Here is a 17,370-nt window from a genome sequence, read left to right as displayed (position 1 = left end):
GCTTCTCATATTTTTGCTTAAATTTGACTTCATACCGAGAAACTGGCTTTTGAACACTATTTATCAAGAGGGTGTGAAATCAGCACCCTGATCTGAGTATTAGAGAAACAAAATGGGAAAATAGATTTTCATATTTTGCTGTTTTTGAGCTAATACCGAAGGACAGCTGATTGAGCACCGTTTACTCGGCAAAAAAGGTTGTGACAAAAATTGTCACAACCTTTTTTAGTGGAATCTAATTCTCTATTGTAGTTTAAGTAATTTTTCCAGATAAACAGCTAAACCGTCTTCTTGATTGCTCAAAGGAGTGACATCATTTGCGATGCCTTTGAGCTGATCAGTACCATTAGCCATAGCCACTCCCCAGCCTGCATAATCCAGCAGCTCCAAATCGTTATGCTCATCACCAAAAGCAATCACGTCTTGTTGATCAATAGATAGGTAGTTAGCAATCTCTTGCACACCTTTTGCTTTTTGTATTCCTTTTGAAACAATCTCTAAGATCGCCGTAGGACCGCCCCACGTACGAACATCCACATAACTGCCAAATTGACGTGTTAATTCAGCAGATACAGCTTCTGCAAAACGCTTGTCTGTTCGGACAAGCAAAGATGTAGGATTTGTCGTCAGATTTTTAGGAGAAAGCAAGTTTTTTTCTCCAGGACGTGAAGAAGCAAAAATTTTTTCATCAAAGAAGTCAAAGCTGTCGATAAAAAAAGTATCCCGATTTTCAGCAGCGATAAAGTCTAAATTCAATTGTTTTTTTTGCGATAAGATTTCAAAAGCAATTTCACGATTAATCAATGTTTCTCTTTCGCCATCCCAATGTTGATTAGGGATATGCACCAGTGCGCCGTTAAAATTAACCATCGGTGTTGTTAACTCTAATTGTTGGTAAAATTGATGGCTCATTCGAAATGGGCGTCCAGTAGCGATACTGACATGATGACCAGCATTGATTGCTTTTTTCAGGGTTTCTTTTGTTTTAGAGGTAATCATCGAATCTTGATTGAGGGTGGTTCCGTCCAGATCGATGGCAATTAATTTTTTATTCAATAAAGGTCCTTCCTTCCTCAACTAGCATTTGTTTTAGTCTAGCATATTTTAGTTAATTAACAAGAGGAATCAGTTATTCCTAACAAAAAATACAGTTATGGCTATGTAAATAAATGAATACGAGTTAAACACGAACATTAAGTATTGTTTTCGGTTTTTTTGTTAAAAAAACGTTGAAAAACGAATGAAACGTCTATATAATTTGAAATTGTTCGATGGATTTGCCATATTTTGCATATTTTTTATTATTATAGTTTTCCATCAGAAAAAAATTCAGGGAGTGGAACTTTTTATGGAAAAGTTTTTCGGTTTAAAGAAAAACAATACAAATGTATCAACTGAAATAATGGCGGGAGTAACGACATTCTTTGCCATGAGCTATATCTTATTCGTAAATCCGACGATTTTATCAGCATCAGGTATGCCGTTCCAAGCAGTATTTCTAGCCACAATCATTGCATCAATCATTGGTACGCTAGTCATGGGATTGTTCGCGAATGTACCATATGCTCAGGCACCTGGTATGGGATTGAACGCATTTTTCACTTTTACGGTCGTTTTCGGGCTTGGCTATTCTTGGCAACAAGCCTTGGCAATGGTTTTTATTTGCGGATTAATCAATATTTTTATTACTGTTACAAATATCCGAAAGATGATCATTCGGGCGATTCCTGAAAGTCTTCAACATGCGATTGGTGGCGGGATCGGTATTTTCGTTGCGTATGTCGGGATCAAAAATGCAGGATTTTTATCTTTTTCAGCAGACCAATCTGCTATTTCGAGTTCTGTCGTTGAAGGTGGAAAAGCAACAAATGTTACGATAAATGGCGGAATCGTTCCCGCGTTAGCCAACTTTGACAACGCACCTATCTTGTTAGCTGTGATTGGTTTGGTACTGACAGCCATTTTAGTTGTAAAAAACGTCCGTGGTGCTATTCTTATCGGTATCGTAGCGACCACAGTCCTTGGGATTTTTATGGGTGTTGTTGATTTAAGTTCCATTGATTGGCAAACGAATTCGTTAGGCAATTCATTTAAAGAATTAGGAACAACGTTCGGTGCAGCATTTGGTTCTGAAGGAATGCAATCTTTATTCAGTGATTCTTCCAAGATCCCTCAAGTATTGATGACGATCATCGCATTCAGTTTATCTGATACATTTGATACAATCGGAACATTTATCGGTACAGGACGCCGCACAGGTATTTTCTCAAAAGAGGACGAGATTGCATTGGAAGATGGTCGCGGGTTCAAAACAAAAATGGATAAAGCGCTATTTGCCGATGCAATCGCTACTTCCGTAGGTGCTATCTTTGGTACATCAAATACAACAACTTATGTCGAATCTGCAGCTGGAATCGGGGCCGGCGGACGTACTGGTTTGACTTCAGTAGTAGTGGCAGTGCTATTCGCATTAAGTAGTCTGTTCTCCCCGCTGATCGCCATTGTACCAAATCAAGCAACTGCGCCAGCACTGATTTTGGTCGGAGTAATGATGATGGCTTCTTTCGCAGACATCAAATGGCTAGATATGGAAGAAGCTTTACCAGCCTTCTTTGCATCGATCTTTATGGGATTGTGCTATAGCATTTCTTATGGGATTGCAGCAGGATTTATTTTCTATACAATTGTCAAAGTAATCAAAGGAAAATTCAATGAAGTTTCTGTTGCTTTGTGGATTGTTGATATTTTATTCATCATCAACTTCATCATTCTAGCAACGATTTAAATAAAGAGAAGGGATTGGAACAGCATTTTTTCCGGTCTCTTTTTTTTTACATAAAAAGAACGTTACATATAAAATAATCTTTGCGGGATTTTTCTCTTTTTACTGGCGAGATCGTTGCTTGTTTATTCGAAAATAGGTATGATAAAAGAGACGAAAGAGGGATGATAGATGAAGATTAATTGGAGAAAAAATTTAGTGATTGCATGGATTGGCTGTTTTTTCACTGGTGCAAGTATTAGTTTAGTTATGCCATTCATACCAGTTTATGTTGAGCAACTAGGAACACCAAAAGATCAAATCGAATTGTTTTCGGGACTAGCAATCTCTGTTACTGCTTTTGCATCTGCCGTGGTTGCACCAATCTGGGGAAATCTAGCTGATCGAAAAGGTCGAAAACTCATGATGATCCGTGCAGCAGCTGGGATGACGTTGACGATGGGTTCTTTAGCTTTTGTGCCGAACGCGTATTGGCTTTTGATCATGCGTTTTTGGAACGGGATTTTGTCTGGGTATATTCCAAATGCAACAGCAATGATTGCTTCACAAGCGCCTAGAGAAAAGAGCGGATGGGCATTAGGAACATTATCCACCGGAGCGATTGCGGGAAATCTGATCGGACCTTCTATGGGCGGTGCATTGGCTCAGTGGTTTGGTATGGAAAATGTATTCTTGATCACAGGGGCTTTGTTGATGATCACAACGGTGTTGACCATCTTCTTAGTCAAAGAAGATTTCCATCCAATCGAGAAAAAAGATCTGATAAGCACCAAAGAAATTTTTTCAAAAATGGATCATCTCTCTATTTTGATTGGTCTCTTCATCACGACCTTGATTTTACAGATAGGGATCACTACGATCAGCCCTATTTTGACCTTATATATTCGTGAATTGAGCGGAAATACAGAAAATATCCTGTTTGTCAGCGGCTTGATTGTTTCGATAGCTGGTGTTTCCGCAGTCTTTTCTTCACCAAAACTAGGAAAACTAGGGGATAAGATTGGGAATCAAAAAGTTTTAATTGGCGGACTCATCTTATCATTTTGCTGTTATTTGCCCATGGCGTTTGTCACGACACCACTCCAATTAGGTATACTTCGTTTTATTTTAGGTTTTTCAACTGGTGCTTTGATGCCTTCTGTCAATACACTGATCAGTAAAATCACGCCACAAGAAGGGGTTAGCCGAATCTATAGCTATAATCAGATGTTCAGTAACTTTGGACAGGTTCTAGGACCCATGTTGGGGTCGACAGTTGCGCATGCTTATAATTACAGTGCTGTTTTTATTGTGACAAGTTTATTCGTCCTGTCAAATATTCTTCTTTCTCTATTCAATTTTCGTAAAGTTCTTCGCAGTAGATTATAATAGTGGTGAAAATTGGAAATAAAAAAGAGCTTGAGATATCTCAAGCTCTTGGCTGTTTTTTTACGAATGGGCAGAGGTTTCTTTTCTTGGCGCAACTGCACCAATCAAAAGGATAATGACACCCGCAATTAATGAAATGATTGTTGTCAAAGTAAAATCATATGTTCCGCTTGTTAATGCAGCACCAATATAACCGACTACTTGACCTAGAACGACAGCCCAGAATAATGTAACGATATATCGCATAAAGAACACCTCTTTTCTATCTTAATTTTACCAGATTTTCTTTGAATGTAAAGAAACGAGACTAAATCTCAATAAAATTCGAGTTCTTGTGAAAGAACTCATTTCTACAGACTAGAAGCAAGCAAATGAAGCAGAACAATTAACTTCAGCACTTGTTATTTAATGAAAGTAAAAGGATCATACCTTTTAACGCTAGTGAATTTTAACGAAAAAAAAGGCGGAATGCAAGATGTTTTTCCCACAACTTTATACAATTACTTCTTATTCTCTTTTACAAAGTACGATCCGTATTCGAGAATATGTACAAGAAGCAAAAAAACAAGGCTACACTTCATTAGCCATAACGGATAAAGATGTCTTATACGGTGCACCTGAATTCTATCGTATTTGTGTAGAAGAAGAAATACAGCCAATCATTGGATTACATCTTAGTTATACTTATGAAGAAAAAAATTATGGTTTGCTTGCGTACGCAAAAGATGAGACAGGTTATCAGCAACTGATGAAACTTTCCAGTCGAAAAATGATCCAAGAAAAAATGGCACTTGATGATATGATAGAAACCGACCATCTAGTGTTTGTCGTTCCGGCAACTCATTCTGTTTCTGAGGCTTTCAATAAAGAGGAACATTTTTTCAGTCATTGGCAGTTTTTGCTTGAAAATGTTTTTACTAAAGATTTTTATATCGGCTTGTCAGAAAACACGCCTAATCAATTGCCTGAATGGTATCAGTATGTGACAAAAGAAAATTATCCGCTTTGTGCATTGCATCCAATCGCTAGTTTACAGCAAGAAGACCTTTTTGCGCTTGAAGTGATGAAGCATATCAAAGAGGGAAGTCAGATGCCTTTAGAAAGTTTATCTGCACCTTTACCATCAGCAAATGGTTACCTGATTTCAGAACAAGAAATGATCAAACGATTCGAAGAAGCAGGTCTTTCACAAGCTGTAATAGGTGCTCAGCGCTTAGCTGAATCGATTTCATTTGAATTTCAGTTTCATCAGAAATTACTCCCGCATTATCCCGTCCCTCAGGGAAAACAAGCTGGAGAATATTTAAGAGAGCTATGCTACTCGCAAGTAGAACATCGGATCGTTGATTATACAAAGGAGTACCGAGAACGTTTGGACTATGAGTTATCTGTCATCCATCAAATGGGATTCGATGATTATTTCCTGATCGTATGGGATGTAATGGCTTTTGCTCATAGAAATAAAATCGTTACCGGTGCAGGCCGTGGTTCTGCTGCTGGTTCATTAGTAGCCTATGTGTTAGAAATCACAGATGTGGATCCATTAGAGTATGACTTGCTATTCGAACGATTTTTAAATCCTGAACGTTTTACGATGCCGGATATTGATTTGGATATTCCTGACAACCGACGTGAGGAAGTATTGAATTATGTTCGAGAAAAGTATGGACAATATCACATGGCGCAAATCGCGACATTTGGTACAATGGCTGCAAAAATGGTTCTTAGAGATGCAGCTAGAGTGTTTGGTCTGTCACAAAGTGAAGCAAACCGCTGGTCAAAAGCAATACCAAACCAACTGAAAATCACATTGACCCAAGCTTACAAAACATCGCGTCAACTAGTAGAATTAGTTCAGGCAAGCGAAAAAAACCAACTTTTATTCAAAACCGCAGTGATTTTAGAAGGATTGCCAAGACACGTTTCGACTCACGCAGCAGGGGTAGTTATCAGCGATAGGAATCTACTTGAATTAGTACCGCTCCAACGCGGTTCTGATGAAGCTTTTCTGACTCAGTATACGATGAATGAGGTAGAAGCCATCGGTCTTTTGAAAATGGACTTTCTAGGACTACGTAACTTATCGATTATTGATTTTACTTTAAAGGCTGTTAAGCGAGTAGAAGGGCAGGAAATCCGATTAAAAGAGATCCCATTAAATGATGCAAAAACGCTACTCTTGTTTCAACGAGGCGAAACTTCAGGAGTATTTCAATTTGAATCCGCTGGTATTCGAAACGTTTTACGAAGATTAGGACCAGAAAACATCGAAGATATTGCCGCAGTCAATGCGTTGTATCGTCCAGGTCCTATGCAAAATATCGATACTTTCATTGCCAGAAAAAAAGGAAAAGAAGCCATTCGCTACCCCGATGATTCACTGATCCCGATTTTGAAAAACACATACGGGGTGATTGTCTATCAGGAACAAATCATGCAGATTGCCTCGACTATGGCTGGATTTACATTAGGACAGTCAGATATTTTGAGGCGGGCAGTTAGTAAAAAGAAAAAAGACGTATTAGATGAAGAAAAGTCGCATTTTGTATCAGGAGCATTACAACAAGGATATTCGGAAAAAACAGCAGTGACTGTATATGAATATATTGAAAAATTTGCAAACTATGGATTCAATCGGTCGCATGCATTTGCTTATTCCTTCGTGGGATTCCAAATGGCATATCTAAAGGCTCATCATCCAGGAGCTTTCTTTACCAGTCTAATGAATTCTGTTCGGCATAACACAACGAAATTGAAAGAATATATTGCAGAAGCACGTAAAAATAAACTCAAACTTTCTTCACCATCCATCAATCAAAGCAATTATAGTTTTGAGTTGGTCAATAAGGAAGAAATCAGATTCGGGCTGACAGCGATAAAAGGCATCCGACGTGATTTTGTAGAAGATGTATTGAATGAAAGAAAACAAAATGGCCCGTTCAAGTCAGTAGATCAATTCCTCATACGGATCGATAAGCGGTGGCTGAAATTAGAGTTACTGCAATCACTGACAGCAGTAGGTGTTTTTGATGAATTATCTCCTAACAGGAAACAGTTGATGCTTGATCTCGAAGGAAAAATCCAAAATATCGTTTACAGCGGTGGCAGTCTAGATTTGCTAGGAATCATGGCATTAAAAGAAGAAGAAGTTGCTGACTATACACTAGAAGAACGACTGAAGCTGGAAGAGGAATACTTAGGTGTTTATTTGTCAGGACATCCTGCAGAAGGGTTTGACCGGCTTCGTTTAGCTAAACAGGTTCAGCTGATTACAGATATCGTTCCTAATCAACCAGTCAATTTACTATTGATGATAAAGGAAGTTAGAGAGATTCGGACAAAAAAAGGCGAACTGATGGCCTTCGTGGAAGGAACCGATAGTAGCGGAGAAATTTCTGTCACGGTTTTTCCAACTCTTTATCGAAAATATCGTAACCTGTTTGCAGTTGATCAAGTGATTTTTGTTCAAGGGCGTAGCGAAATCAGCAAATATAACCAGGAACTACAATTGATTGGAGAAAGCTTTGCTGATCCTCGTCAGTTAGAAACACAGTATCCTTCACAAACGTGCTATTTGCGTATAACAGAAGAACGGGAAGACCCTGAGATAATGAAACAATTACAAGGGATTTTTCAGAAACACCCAGGATATATTCCAGTAATTATGTACCACGAAAAAACACAACGAAAAGTTGTTCTGTCAGATGCTTATTGGGTGGATGACAGCAAGAGTATAAAGGGACAACTTGTTTCTCTACTTGGCGAAGATAATGTGGTTTTCAAATAACTTACGGTAAAAAATACTACTTGCTTTCATTTTTTTTCATTTTTTTATCCGTAAATCAAGACAAGCGAGAAAAATAATGTTAGAATGTTAGTCGTGGTTAACGCAAAAATGGTTGTAAACCTAAGTTATACTTAGGATAAAGTATTTTAATGAGGTGAATGTTTATTATGAAACGCATCGGAATTTTGACCAGTGGCGGAGACGCACCTGGAATGAATGCAGCTGTTCGTGCCGTTGTTCGTAAAGGTATTTACGAAGGACTGGAAGTATACGGGATCAATTATGGGTTTGCCGGTTTAGTTGCTGGAGATATTCGTCGTCTTGATGTGGCAGATGTAGGTGACAAGATCCAACGTGGTGGTACATTCTTGTATTCTGCACGTTATCCAGAATTTGCAACTGAAGAAGGTCAATTAAAAGGAATCGAACAATTGAAAAAATTCGGGATCGAAGGTCTAGTGGTTATCGGAGGAGACGGTTCTTATCATGGCGCAATGGCTTTGACAAAACGTGGATTCCCAGCAGTAGGTATTCCTGGAACAATCGATAATGATATTCCTGGTACTGACTTCACAATCGGTTTTGATACAGCAATCAATACAGTGCTAGAATCAATTGACCGTATTCGTGACACAGCGACTTCTCATGTTCGTACATTCGTTATCGAAGTAATGGGACGCAATGCAGGTGACATCGCTTTATGGTCAGGTGTAGCTGGCGGAGCAGATGAAATCATCATCCCAGAACATGATTTTGATATGGCTTCAGTTGCTAAAAAAATCCAAGAAGGCCGTGATCGTGGGAAGAAACATTGCTTGATCATCTTGGCTGAAGGTGTAATGGGCGGAAATGAATTCGCTGAAAAACTTTCAGAATTTGGCGACTATCATACACGTGTATCTATCTTGGGACACGTTGTCCGTGGTGGAGCACCAAGCGCACGCGACCGCGTCTTAGCAAGTAAATTCGGTGCTTACGCTGTCGAATTGCTTCAAGAAGGAAAAGGTGGATTATGTGTCGGTATCCATGACAACGAAATCGTTGCAGCTGACATCATTGATACACTAGAAAACAACAAGCATAAACCAGACTTATCATTATATGATCTAAATAATTCACTTTCATTTTAAGAGTGAAAGAAACCAAGCTATTTAAGCTGTGTACAGCTTTAAATAAACAAAATTGAATGGGAGAGTTTTTTAAATGAAAAAAACCAAAATCGTTAGTACATTAGGACCAGCAAGTAACTCAGTAGAAATTATTTCTCAATTGATTGAATCTGGGGCAAATGTCTTCCGCTTTAACTTTTCTCATGGTGACCATGAAGAACAATTATCACGTATGACTATGGTCCGTGAAGCAGTTAAAAAGACAGGAAAAGATGTCGGTATTCTTTTAGATACAAAAGGAGCTGAAATCCGTACAACTGTTCAAGGCACAACAGAAGCTGATTTTGGTCGTGCAGGATACATCAAATTTGAAGTAGGAGATCAAACACGCATCTCTATGGATCCTGAACATGTAGGTTCAAAAGAAAAAATCGCGGTTACTTACCCAGGATTATTTGACGATGTTCACGTAGGCGGACACGTTTTATTCGATGATGGCTTGATCGACATGGAAATCATTGAAAAAGACGAAGCAAACCGTGAATTAGTCGTAGAAGTTAAAAATGCAGGTATGCTAGGATCACGTAAAGGAGTAAATGCACCAGGCGTTTCTATCAGTTTGCCAGGTATTACTCCAAAAGATGCTGATGATATTCGTTTTGGTTTAGACAACGATATCGACTTTATCGCTGCAAGTTTTGTACGTAAAGCACAAGACGTTCTAGATATTCGCGAAATTTTAGAAGAAAAAGACATGACTCATGTTCAAATCTTCCCTAAAATCGAATCTCAAGAAGGTATCGACAACATTGACGAAATCATCAAAGTTTCTGACGGTGTTATGATTGCCCGTGGAGATATGGGTGTGGAAATCCCAGCTGAACTAGTACCAATGGTTCAAAAACGTATCATCAAAAAATGTAACGCTGCTGGTATCCCAGTTATCACTGCTACACAAATGTTAGAATCAATGCAAGAAAACCCACGTCCAACACGTGCGGAAGCTTCTGACGTTGCCAATGCTGTATTTGACGGAACAGATGCAACAATGTTATCTGGTGAATCTGCAAACGGAGACTACCCAGTTGAAGCTGTTTCAACAATGGCACGTATCGACCAAGAAGCTGAAAATGCATTATCAGAATTAGGTACATTCCAATTGAACGAATTCGATAAAACAGATGTAACTGAAACAATCGGTTTATCTGTAGCTCGTGCTGCAAAAAATCTAGGGGTCAAAACAATCGTTGCTGCAACTGAATCAGGCTACACTGCAAAAATGATTTCAAAATATCGCCCAGATGCAGATATCTTGGCTGTTACTTTTGACGAACGCACAAAACGTGGTTTGATGTTAAACTGGGGTGTTTACCCAACAGTTGCTGAAAAACCATCAACAACTGATGAAATGTTTGAACTAGCAGCTAAAAAAGCTGTTGAATTAGGTTTCGCATCAGAAGGCGATTTAATCTTGATCACTGCTGGTGTACCAGTTGGCGAACGCGGAACAACTAACGTGATGAAAATTCAAATGATTGGTTCTAAATTATTAGAAGCTCAAGGCGTTGGACAAAAATCTGTCGTTGCAAATGCAGTTATTGCTTCATCTGCTGAAGAAGCTGTAAAAAAAGCAAAAGACGGAATGGTTCTAGTTGTACCATCAACTGACAAAGAATACATGCCTGCAATCGAAAAAGCAGCTGCTGTTATCGTTGAAGAAGGCGGATTGACTTCTCACGCTGCAGTTGTAGGAATTGCACAAGATATTCCTGTAATCGTTGGTGCTAAAGGCGCAACAACAACAATTACTGATGGCGAATTGATTACTGTTGATTCACGTCGCGGCATCGTTTACCGTGGCGAAACAACAGCTATCTAATTTAGCTTAATACAAAATAAAAACAGCTCTTCATTTACGAAGAGCTGTTTTTTTGTGCTGTAACGAATTCATGGATGACTTGGACTACTTGTTCTTGAAGCGGTGTGACAAGCTGTTGTGTTCGTTTTGCCAATGAAATCAAGAAGCGAGGCTGAACTTCGTCTGAAAGTGGGAGGCAAACTAAATGATCTTCAGGATGTACAGCAATCTCTGTCAAAAAACCGATACCAACATTTTCACGGATCATACTCTTTAAAATCGTCAAATCATTGCTTTGATAAACAACTTTTGGTTGAGTGTGTGTTTGTTTAGAAAGTTTAGTGAATGCTGCTGGGTGGACATAATGTTCGTTCAATAACACAAACTGTTCATCTGATATATCTTTGAAAGAGACCGCCTTCTGCTGGGCCAGAGGGTGAGTAGGCGGAACGACGATCATGAAACGTTTATCCAAAAGCAATTCTGTTTCTAAATATTGATCTACGATTGGCTGTGTTGAGCCTAATACGGCTAAATCGATCCTCCCTTGACGGATCATTCCATATAAGTCCCGAGAGCCTCCATCGGTGATTTCAATCTGATTCATCAACTCATGCTTAATAAAGTAACCTGACAGTTTTGGAAAGTACTCATTGCCGATAATAGGCGGCAAGCCAAAACGCAGCTTTTTCTTTTGTAACTGAGTGATTTCAGCCCTTGCAGTAGAAATCTCTTGGAGAATAGTTTGTGCATGGAGAAACAGCTGCTTTCCAGAAGGTGTGACGATTAATTCGTGATGCGAACGATCTCTTGTGATAAGTACGGCGTCAAACTCTTTTTCAAGACGTTGTAATGCATATGTAATAGTAGGTTGGCTCACACGGAAATAATTAGCCACTTTCGTAAAGTTTTTTTGTTTGACGATTTGGACGTAGTATTCAATATCTTTCGTGTTCATAAAGATCATCCGCTCCTTTGATAGAATAATGATTATTGTAAATGATTCTGAAGATGATAGCAAACAGAGGCTTTCTGTTAAAGATATTTCTGTTTTTTTATGAACTGCAAGGTGTCAAGAAAATTTCATTGACAACATGGTTTTTGCCCTGTATAATTGCTTTTGTTGCTTAGGAGTGATGAAAAATGAAATGGTCTTTATTGGAATTGAGAAAATACCAGGAGACACCGTTAACTTTTCATGAGACGCTCGACTTGAAAGCCGCTCTCATGAAGCGAGACAATTTAATACTTGATGTTGCGCCAGTGGAAGTCGAAGGTTTGGTCTCAGTTGATAAGAAAGGCTATATCGTTCATTACACTGTGCAGACGACTTTGACAGTTCCTTCAACACGTTCGCTAGAACCTGTTGAACTGCCGATGGATTTTTCTGTAGACGAAGTATTCATGACAGAAGAACAATTCCAAAGCAGAGATGAGCAAATGTCTGCAGATGAGATTTTGCTGATTGAAGGTCCGTTATTGAATTTAGCAGAGTCAATTGAAGACAACATCTTATTGGCGATTCCGATGCGGGTATTGACGAAAGAAGAGGAAGCAGCAACAGAACTTCCAAAAGGCAATGATTGGGAAGTTGTTTCCGAAGAAGAATACCAACGCAGAAAAATGGAAGAAGCCGAGAATAAAATTGATCCTCGTCTTGCAAAACTATCTGAACTTTTTGATTCTGAATCAAAAAACGACGATAACAAGTAAGATTGGAATATATTGTATCTATTATAGGTGCAAGACTTTACAAGGAGGTGTAGCAAAATGGCAGTACCAGCTAGAAGAACATCAAAAGCTAAAAAAGCAAAACGTCGTACACACTACAAGTTGACAATCAAAGGATTAAACGAATGTCCAAACTGTGGTGAAATGAAAAAAAGCCATCACGTATGTGCAAATTGTGGTTACTATGATGGTAAGGACGTAATGTCAAAAGAAGCTTAATACATTTTAATTAGAAAATGTAAAACCTCAAGGCTAACCATGGAGCCTTGAGGTTTATTTTTTTATAAGCGGTAAATAAAAAATATGTTGTTCTTTAGTTTGCAATGTAGCCGTGTTAAGCTATAATGTAAGAGATTAGGGAGAAATCCCGTATGTAGGAGGAGTTCATATGTCAAAACAACAAATCGGCGTTGTCGGTATGGCCGTTATGGGTAAAAATCTAGCCTTGAATATAGAAAGCCGCGGCTATTCAGTGGCCTTATTCAACCGTACAGGGGCTAAAACAACCGCTGTAGTAGAAGAACACCCAGATAAAAATTTCAAAGCAACGTACACAATCGAAGAATTTGTAGAATCAATCGAAAAACCACGTCGGATTCTTCTGATGGTCAAAGCAGGACCAGCAACAGATGCAACAATCCAAGAGTTGCTTCCTCACCTTGATAAAGGCGATATTCTGATTGACGGAGGAAATACATTCTTTAAAGATACGATGCGTCGTAATGAAGAATTAGCCAACTCTGGTATTAACTTTATCGGTACAGGCGTTTCCGGCGGTGAAGAAGGAGCTTTAAAAGGACCTTCAATCATGCCTGGTGGACAAAAAGAAGCGTATGAGCTAGTTGCACCAATCTTAGAGCAAATTTCTGCAAAAGCAGAAGACGGAGCACCATGTGTTACCTATATTGGCCCAAACGGAGCCGGACACTATGTGAAAATGGTACACAACGGTATTGAGTATGGAGATATGCAACTGATTGCTGAATCTTATGACTTGATGAAGAATATTTTAGACCTTTCAGTAGAAGAAATGGCTGATATCTTTAAAGAATGGAATCAAGGTGAATTAGACAGCTACCTGATCGAAATCACAGCTGACATCCTGACTCGAAAAGACGATGAAGGCACAGGTAAACCAGTCGTAGATGTGATCCTTGATGCAGCTGGAAATAAAGGAACAGGTAAATGGACAAGCCAAAGTGCGCTTGACTTAGGCGTGCCACTTCCATTGATTACTGAATCTGTATTTGCTCGTTACATTTCTGCTTATAAAGAAGAACGCGTACAAGCAAGTAAAATTTTGTCTCGCACGAACGATTTTGAGTTCACAGGAGACAAAAAAGAATTGGTCGAAAAAATCCGAGAAGCGTTGTATTTCAGTAAAATCATGAGTTATGCTCAAGGATTTGCTCAATTACGTGTCGCTTCAAAAGAATTTGATTGGGATTTGCCATTTGGCGAAATCGCAAAAATCTGGCGCGCTGGATGTATCATCCGAGCTCGATTCTTGCAAAAAATCACGGATGCTTATGACAAAAATCCTGAGATCGAAAATTTATTGCTAGATGATTATTTCGTTGAAATCACGAAAAAATATCAGCAATCAGTCCGAGACGTCGTTGCCTTGGCTGTCCAAGCTGGCGTACCTGTACCAACTTTCTCATCAGCCATCGCTTACTTCGATTCATACAGAGCAGAACGTCTGCCTGCAAATATAATCCAAGCCCAACGCGATTACTTTGGCGCACACACATATGAACGTGTCGACAAAGAAGGAATCTTCCATTACTCATGGTACCATGAAGAATAATAGTCTTTTGGCTGTTAGGAAATGAGAAAATAAAAAGAGGACGAAAGAGCTGAAGTCAATTGTTATGAGTAGACTTCAGCTCTTTTTTAAAACTGCTATTCATGATAAAATGACTATAGATTTTTAAGCAGATTATCGGTATAATGATAGAGTTTTTAAAAAGCCAGTAGATAGAAAGGATAAAATAATAAATGAGTAATATTCTAATCATTGAAGATGAAAAGAACTTAGCTCGATTTGTCGAGCTAGAGTTGAAGCATGAAGGGTATAACGCAGAAGTCCATTACAACGGTCGTACTGGTTTAGATGCGGCATTAAATAATGAGTGGGATGCCATATTGTTGGACCTGATGCTTCCAGAATTGAACGGTTTAGAAGTCTGCAGACGCGTACGCCAAGTCAAAAATACACCAATCATTATGATGACTGCAAGAGATTCTGTAATTGATCGTGTATCGGGACTTGACCATGGAGCAGATGACTACATCGTCAAACCATTTGCTATCGAAGAACTATTAGCGCGTCTTCGAGCATTGTTGCGTCGAATCGATATTGAAGGTGACAAAAATGTGGCAAAACAAACCACTATTACTTATCGTGATTTGACTATCGAAAAAGAAAACCGTGTCGTACGTCGCGGAAACGAAGTAATTGAACTAACAAAAAGAGAATACGAATTGCTACTTACTTTAATGGAAAACGTGAACGTGGTATTAGCACGTGATGTTTTACTAAATAAAGTGTGGGGATACGAAACGGAAGTTGAAACAAACGTAGTGGATGTATATATTCGTTATCTTCGCAATAAAATTGACGTTCCAGGGGAGGAAAGCTATATCCAAACTGTCCGCGGAACAGGTTATGTGATGCGCTCGTGATAAAGCCGAAAAAATCGGAAAAAAGAGAACTGAAAGGGCCCTCCTTGACAATCAAGTGGGCCTTTGCGAGTTCTTTCTTCATATTCGTCGTATTTACAATTTTTGCGGTCATTACCTATAAATCATCTATCAATCTGATTGTTGCAAAAGAAAGAAACAATGTAGAACGTACGATTTCAGAAGTAGCCTCTCGTTTGGCTAACTCGGATGAAGAACTGACATTAGTGAATACGTATCGTAATCTGACAAAAGCGACAAATGACGGAGATGAGGTCATAGATCATACTTCACTGGTCGAAGGAAACTTAATGAAGATTGATTCCTTTATAGCTGAGCTAGGGCAGCCTTCGATGGATCTTTATGTGTATGATTTAGATGAGAACTTGATTTTTAAAACTCACGAAAACAGTCGAAACTTGATCCAAACAACACGTAAAGTGCCAACGATTGTTACACTAGAAGGGAAAACTGGCTTTTTATCTATACAGCCTATATATTCTAAAGGAACAAGAGAAAAGATTGGTTATGCGCAAAGCTTCTATGAATTATCTTCTTTCTATGATATCCGAAATAAGCTATTATTGACTCTTATTGTTTTAGAAGTCGTTTCTTTGATTTTAAGTAGTATTTTAGGTTTCTTTTTATCTTCTTACTTCTTGAAACCACTCAAGGTACTCAGAGATACAATGGATACTATACGTAAAGATCCGCAATCAGATATCCACATGCCTGAAATCGACACGAATGATGAATTGGCAGATTTAGCTGAAATATTCAATGAGATGCTTGACCGCATGCGTTTGTATATCGAACAACAAGAGCAGTTCGTGGAAGACGTCTCTCATGAGTTAAGAACTCCTGTAGCAATCATTGAAGGGCATCTTAGTCTGCTAAATCGTTGGGGGAAAGATGATCCTGAAATATTGGAAGAATCATTAAGCGCCAGCATGCAAGAAATCAGCCGCATGAAAAGCTTAGTTCAAGAGATGCTAGACTTATCTAGAGCAGAACAAGTAGATGTCCATTATGCAAATGAAACAACTAAAGGAAAAGAAGTCACCTATCAAGTTTATAATAATTTCAAGATATTATACCCAGACTATGTGATTACTTTAGATGATGATTTGACAAAAGAAGTGACCCTGCAAATTTATCGTAATCACTTTGAGCAATTAATTATTATCATATTGGATAACGCAGTAAAATATTCAACTACACGAAAAGAAGTCCATATCTCTATTTCTTCTACTCTGAATGAATTTGAGATTGCTATACAGGACTTTGGTGAAGGAATACCCAAAGAAGACCTTAATAAGATCTTCAATCGTTTTTATCGTGTGGATAAAGCGAGGGCTAGAACGAAGGGCGGAAATGGTCTGGGATTGTCTATCGCAAAACAATTGGTTGAAAACTACAAAGGTCGTATCTTAGCAGAAAGCGTAGTTGGGCAAGGGACTATCTTTAGAATTTTTATTCCTATCGCAAAAACAGAAGACAAGTAAAGCATGTGCTTTGCTTGTTTTTTATATTATCGATTAAGAAAGAAGAAGCCAAATAAAAGCAGATAAGAAATTTAGGATGGTCATTATAAAGAAATCTAGCGAACAATAAAATAGAATAACATTCGTTGGTAAATTGTAAATAGCTTTTAGGTGAACAAAAAACAATAAAAATACTTTAATATTCGTCTTTAAAAATAATAAAGAAAAATAGGAAATTTTCTATTGCAATTTTATAAAGAGATTGCTATATTATTATTTGTTCTAAATGATTCCTTTAAGGTGTCGCTAAAAATTATAAAAAATAGTGTTGACGCACTTTTGATATCATGTTATAATAACGAAGTCGCTTAGATGAGAAAGTTTATAAAGCTTGATTTTATCGAAATAAACTTCAAAAAAGTTATTGACAAATAACAAATGAAATGGTATGATAATCAAGTCGCTGCTAATGAGCGATAAAGGTATTTAGAAAAAATAAACAAAAAAAGTTGTTGACATTCTCTTCTGGATCTGATAAGATTAAAGAGTTGTTGAAACAAAAAGAT

The 17,370-nt window shown here is 38.3% G+C and carries 13 protein-coding genes; 10 read left to right on the top strand and 3 right to left on the bottom strand.

Annotation, left to right across the window (positions count from 1 at the left end; translation table 11 throughout):
- Nucleotides 1-243: 243 nt before the first annotated feature.
- Complete coding sequence (locus AB3I27_RS07635) at nt 244-1,056, bottom strand: Cof-type HAD-IIB family hydrolase (RefSeq protein WP_002314169.1); 813 nt, start codon at nt 1,054-1,056, stop codon at nt 244-246.
- A gap of 292 nt (nt 1,057-1,348) precedes the next feature.
- Here AB3I27_RS07635 and AB3I27_RS07630 point away from each other — a divergent pair, with 292 nt between their 5' ends.
- Both AB3I27_RS07630 and AB3I27_RS07625 read left to right on the top strand, forming a co-directional pair.
- Complete coding sequence (locus AB3I27_RS07630) at nt 1,349-2,785, top strand: NCS2 family permease (RefSeq protein ID WP_002310391.1); 1,437 nt, start codon at nt 1,349-1,351, stop codon at nt 2,783-2,785.
- Between the two features lie 168 nt (nt 2,786-2,953).
- Nucleotides 2,954-4,150 carry a multidrug efflux MFS transporter gene (locus AB3I27_RS07625; protein ID WP_002310392.1) on the top strand — a complete coding sequence of 399 codons (1,197 nt, stop codon included), beginning with the start codon at nt 2,954-2,956 and terminating at the stop codon, nt 4,148-4,150.
- Between the two features lie 60 nt (nt 4,151-4,210).
- On the opposite strand, the gene AB3I27_RS07620 is transcribed toward AB3I27_RS07625, so the two are convergent.
- Entirely contained in the window at nt 4,211-4,396 is a 186-nt protein-coding gene (locus tag AB3I27_RS07620; protein WP_002290959.1) for a YjzD family protein, read from the bottom strand.
- Nucleotides 4,397-4,625: 229 nt separating this feature from the next.
- Here AB3I27_RS07620 and dnaE point away from each other — a divergent pair, with 229 nt between their 5' ends.
- The 3 genes from dnaE to pyk all read left to right on the top strand — a co-directional run bounded on the left by dnaE (nt 4,626) and on the right by pyk (nt 10,925).
- Complete coding sequence (dnaE, locus tag AB3I27_RS07615) at nt 4,626-7,937, top strand: DNA polymerase III subunit alpha (protein WP_002314168.1); 3,312 nt, start codon at nt 4,626-4,628, stop codon at nt 7,935-7,937.
- Between the two features lie 167 nt (nt 7,938-8,104).
- Nucleotides 8,105-9,067 carry a 6-phosphofructokinase gene (pfkA, locus tag AB3I27_RS07610; RefSeq protein ID WP_002310395.1) on the top strand — a complete coding sequence of 321 codons (963 nt, stop codon included), beginning with the start codon at nt 8,105-8,107 and terminating at the stop codon, nt 9,065-9,067.
- Nucleotides 9,068-9,140: 73 nt separating this feature from the next.
- Nucleotides 9,141-10,925 (top strand): pyruvate kinase, encoded by a 1,785-nt coding sequence (gene pyk, locus AB3I27_RS07605; protein WP_002290965.1) that lies wholly within the window; start codon nt 9,141-9,143, stop codon nt 10,923-10,925.
- Nucleotides 10,926-10,959: 34 nt separating this feature from the next.
- On the opposite strand, the gene AB3I27_RS07600 is transcribed toward pyk, so the two are convergent.
- A complete protein-coding gene (locus AB3I27_RS07600) occupies nt 10,960-11,862 on the bottom strand; it encodes a LysR substrate-binding domain-containing protein (RefSeq protein ID WP_002310396.1) in 903 nt (300 codons plus the stop codon).
- A gap of 185 nt (nt 11,863-12,047) precedes the next feature.
- Here AB3I27_RS07600 and AB3I27_RS07595 point away from each other — a divergent pair, with 185 nt between their 5' ends.
- The 5 genes from AB3I27_RS07595 (at nt 12,048) to AB3I27_RS07575 (ending at nt 16,825) form a co-directional block, all read left to right on the top strand.
- On the top strand, nt 12,048-12,617 hold the full coding sequence (locus tag AB3I27_RS07595; protein ID WP_002290967.1) for a DUF177 domain-containing protein: 570 nt from the start codon (nt 12,048-12,050) through the stop codon (nt 12,615-12,617).
- 57 nt (nt 12,618-12,674) lie between these two features.
- Nucleotides 12,675-12,854, top strand: a complete 180-nt coding sequence (gene rpmF / locus AB3I27_RS07590; RefSeq protein WP_002290970.1) for a 50S ribosomal protein L32 — start codon at nt 12,675-12,677, stop codon at nt 12,852-12,854.
- A gap of 169 nt (nt 12,855-13,023) precedes the next feature.
- Nucleotides 13,024-14,445, top strand: a complete 1,422-nt coding sequence (gene gndA, locus AB3I27_RS07585; RefSeq protein WP_002290971.1) for an NADP-dependent phosphogluconate dehydrogenase — start codon at nt 13,024-13,026, stop codon at nt 14,443-14,445.
- A 191-nt stretch (nt 14,446-14,636) separates the two neighbouring features.
- Nucleotides 14,637-15,323 (top strand): response regulator transcription factor, encoded by a 687-nt coding sequence (locus tag AB3I27_RS07580; protein ID WP_002290973.1) that lies wholly within the window; start codon nt 14,637-14,639, stop codon nt 15,321-15,323.
- Nucleotides 15,320-16,825, top strand: a complete 1,506-nt coding sequence (locus AB3I27_RS07575) for a HAMP domain-containing histidine kinase (RefSeq protein ID WP_002310397.1) — start codon at nt 15,320-15,322, stop codon at nt 16,823-16,825. Before AB3I27_RS07580 ends, AB3I27_RS07575 begins: the two co-directional genes overlap by 4 nt.
- Nucleotides 16,826-17,370 lie beyond the last annotated feature (545 nt).

The sequence above is a fragment of the Enterococcus sp. C46 genome (assembly GCF_040887565.1).
Taxonomy (GTDB): domain Bacteria; phylum Bacillota; class Bacilli; order Lactobacillales; family Enterococcaceae; genus Enterococcus_B; species Enterococcus_B lactis.
The sequence above is the reverse complement of the archived record's forward strand: the minus strand, read 5'-3'. Positions and strand labels throughout refer to the sequence as shown.